Origin of the sequence: Nocardiopsis halophila DSM 44494, assembly GCF_000341245.1 — a bacterium.
Classification (GTDB): domain Bacteria; phylum Actinomycetota; class Actinomycetes; order Streptosporangiales; family Streptosporangiaceae; genus Nocardiopsis_A; species Nocardiopsis_A halophila.
The window spans coordinates 1-1,092 of record NZ_ANAD01000229.1; the positions used below are offsets into that span (position 1 = coordinate 1).

At 75.0% G+C, this 1,092-nt stretch carries 1 protein-coding gene; it reads right to left on the minus strand.

From position 1 onward, the window contains the following. Positions 1-217: 217 nt before the first annotated feature. Entirely contained in the window at positions 218-1,060 is an 843-nt protein-coding gene (locus tag D450_RS31240; RefSeq protein WP_017541354.1) for an AMP-binding protein, read from the minus strand. Positions 1,061-1,092 lie beyond the last annotated feature (32 nt).

Below are 1,092 nucleotides of genomic sequence, written 5' to 3' on the forward strand. Positions count from 1 at the left end.
TCGCCGCCTCCACTGGCCCCCGCAGGGCCCGCCACCCGGCCAGGGCCCGCGAGCGGGGCACCGGCCGCGCCGTGGCCGCCGGCCGCGCCGAGCCGCGAGGAGCCCTGGCGCCCTGTCCAGGAGGGGCGCCCTGCCCACAGGAAGGCCCCGCCCTGTCCTGCGGGCGGGGCCGTGAACGCCGTCCGAGCGGCCCTCCCCGTTCACGGGGCGGGCGAGGTCACCCTCTCTCCTCGACCACCTTCAGCGTCCCGTCGCCGTGCGCCTTGCGCAGGCTCTTCTTGTCGAACTTGCCGACGCTGGTCTTGGGCACCTCGTCCACGAAGGCCCACCGCTCGGGCAGCTGCCAGCGGGCGACCCGGTCGGCCAGGTGGGCGCGCAGTTCAGCGGCGTCGACGGCCTGCCCCTCCCGCAGCACCACCGCCACCAGCGGCCGCTCGTCCCACTTGGGGTCGGGCACGGCGATCACGGCGGCCTCGGCGACCGCGGGGTGCTCCATCACCCGGTTCTCGAGCTCCACCGACGAGATCCACTCCCCGCCGGACTTGATCACGTCCTTGGCGCGGTCGGTGAGGCGCAGGAACCCGTCCGGGCTGAGGGTGCCCACGTCCCCCGTGCGCAGCCAGCCGTCCTGGAACTTCTCCGGGTCGGCATCCTTGTAGTACGAACCGGCGATCCACGGGCCCCGCACCTGGAGCTCGCCCACGCTCTGCCCGTCGTTGGGCACGACCTCTCCTCCGTCGCCGACCAGGCGCCCCTGCACACTCGCCGGGAGCCGCCCCTGGGAGAGGCGGTAGGCCCAGCGCTCCTCCCCCTCGGCCCCGGCCGGCGGGTTGGCGACGCTGCCCAGCGGCGAGGTCTCGGTCATGCCCCAGGCGTGCACGATGGGCACCCCGAACCGCTCGTCGAAGGCGCGCATCAGCGACGGCGGGCAGGCCGAGCCGCCCACCACGACCCGCTCCAGCGAGGACACGTCGCGCGGGTGCTCCTCCAGCTCGGCGGTGAGGCCCTGCCAGATGGTGGGCACCGCGGCGGCGATGGTGGGGCGCTCGACCTGGATCATGTTGGCGANTGGAGGAACCGGTCGGGCAGCAG